Here is a 1618-nt window from a genome sequence, read left to right as displayed (position 1 = left end):
ACTCTCCATAAAAGTAAAGTTTGACTTGCTCATGTTTGCACTGCTAAAGTGCGTTGTTTTATTTCCTCATATAATGAAGAAATTAATTTGACGTACTGGTTGGTTCGTTCAGTTTTCAAAGATCAAACAAATAATTGGTGGAGCCTAGCGGGATCGAACCGCTGACCTCCTGCGTGCAAAGCAGGCGCTCTCCCAGCTGAGCTAAGGCCCCGTAAGAAATGGTCGGGAAGACAGGATTCGAACCTGCGACCCCTTGGTCCCAAACCAAGTGCTCTACCAAGCTGAGCTACTTCCCGTAAAATGGCGCGCCCGAGAGGAGTCGAACCCCTAACCTTCTGATCCGTAGTCAGACGCTCTATCCAATTGAGCTACGGGCGCATATAAAGTTATGGTGCCGAGGGCCGGACTCGAACCGGCACGGTAGTTACCTACCGCAGGATTTTAAGTCCTGTGCGTCTGCCAATTCCGCCACCCCGGCTTGGCTCGTGTAAGTAATAAAGTGATGTTTAAAATCATATGATATTGAAGTGATTCTTGGAGCGGAAGACGGGATTCGAACCCGCGACCCCCACCTTGGCAAGGTGGTGTTCTACCACTGAACTACTTCCGCAAAAATGGTGCGGGTGGAGGGAGTCGAACCCCCACGCCGTAAGGCACTAGATCCTAAGTCTAGCGTGTCTGCCAGTTCCACCACACCCGCATAAGTGGTGAGCCATGAAGGATTCGAACCTTCGACCCTCTGATTAAAAGTCAGATGCTCTACCAACTGAGCTAATGGCTCGTATAAACTTTATAGTTAAAAAGTGATTGATGGTGCCCTTACAGAACTACAATTGTTTTCCAACAAGGAGTTTATTCGACGTAGTAAGGGAACTATTCAATGGTGCACTTACAGCACACGGTTGTTTTCTAGCATGAAGTTTATTCAACGTCGCAGGAAAACCTACAATGGTGCCGGCCAGAGGACTTGAACCCCCAACCTACTGATTACAAGTCAGTTGCTCTACCAATTGAGCTAGACCGGCAAATTTTAAGTGTAAACAGAAGTCTTATTGTATTGTGCTCGTCTCGTTGCAAGTTGATTCGGTGAAGCTCGCGCTCCTCGCAAAGCCTACTCTGATGCAGATCAAGGGAGTTTACGGCTTCTCTACCAATTGAGCTAGACCGGCAAATAAAATGGTGGAGGATGCAGGGTTCGAACCTGCGACCCCTTGCTTGTAAGGCAAGTGCTCTCCCAGCTGAGCTAATCCTCCAATATATAAAGGCTTGGCAGCGTCCTACTCTCACGGGGATAAACCCGACTACCATCGGCGCTGGAGAGCTTAACTGCTGTGTTCGGCATGGGAACAGGTGTGACCTCTCCGCTTTCGCCACCAAACCTTTTTGTTTTTTTAAGGACAAGGTATATTATATGCACCTTTGTCCAAAATTTCAAGGGAAATTTATATTTTTTTATGTAAACCCTCAAAACTAGATAAGCAACATTCAACGATCCAACTTCTTCACGAATTTATTTAGTTAAGTCCTCGATCGATTAGTATCCGTCAGCTCCACGTGTCACCACGCTTCCACCTCGGACCTATCTACCTCATCGTCTCTGAGGGATCTTACTCACTCG

The 1618-nt window shown here is 47.3% G+C and carries 9 tRNA genes and 2 rRNA genes; all 11 read right to left on the bottom strand.

Features of this window, described 5'->3' with window-relative positions:
- Positions 1 to 135: 135 nt before the first annotated feature.
- Positions 136 to 211, bottom strand: a tRNA-Ala gene (locus ACGTN9_RS20970).
- An 8-nt stretch (positions 212 to 219) separates the two neighbouring features.
- A tRNA-Pro gene (locus tag ACGTN9_RS20965) sits at positions 220 to 296 on the bottom strand.
- A gap of 5 nt (positions 297 to 301) precedes the next feature.
- Positions 302 to 378: transfer RNA gene (locus tag ACGTN9_RS20960), tRNA-Arg, on the bottom strand.
- Positions 379 to 389: 11 nt separating this feature from the next.
- Positions 390 to 478 (bottom strand) — tRNA-Leu (locus ACGTN9_RS20955).
- Between the two features lie 57 nt (positions 479 to 535).
- Positions 536 to 610 (bottom strand) — tRNA-Gly (locus ACGTN9_RS20950).
- 5 nt (positions 611 to 615) lie between these two features.
- A tRNA-Leu gene (locus ACGTN9_RS20945) sits at positions 616 to 700 on the bottom strand.
- A gap of 5 nt (positions 701 to 705) precedes the next feature.
- Positions 706 to 781 (bottom strand) — tRNA-Lys (locus tag ACGTN9_RS20940).
- Positions 782 to 949: 168 nt separating this feature from the next.
- A tRNA-Thr gene (locus tag ACGTN9_RS20935) sits at positions 950 to 1025 on the bottom strand.
- A 152-nt stretch (positions 1026 to 1177) separates the two neighbouring features.
- Positions 1178 to 1253, bottom strand: a tRNA-Val gene (locus ACGTN9_RS20930).
- An 11-nt stretch (positions 1254 to 1264) separates the two neighbouring features.
- Positions 1265 to 1378 (bottom strand): 5S ribosomal RNA (gene rrf / locus ACGTN9_RS20925).
- A gap of 136 nt (positions 1379 to 1514) precedes the next feature.
- A 23S ribosomal RNA gene (locus ACGTN9_RS20920) occupies positions 1515 to 1618 on the bottom strand; the annotation flags it as partial.

Origin of the sequence: Halobacillus sp. B23F22_5 (assembly GCF_043497085.1) — a bacterium.
Taxonomy (GTDB): Bacteria; Bacillota; Bacilli; order Bacillales; family Halobacillaceae; genus Thalassobacillus.
Note: the sequence above shows the minus strand (reverse complement) of the source record. Positions and strands in the feature narration are given on the sequence as shown.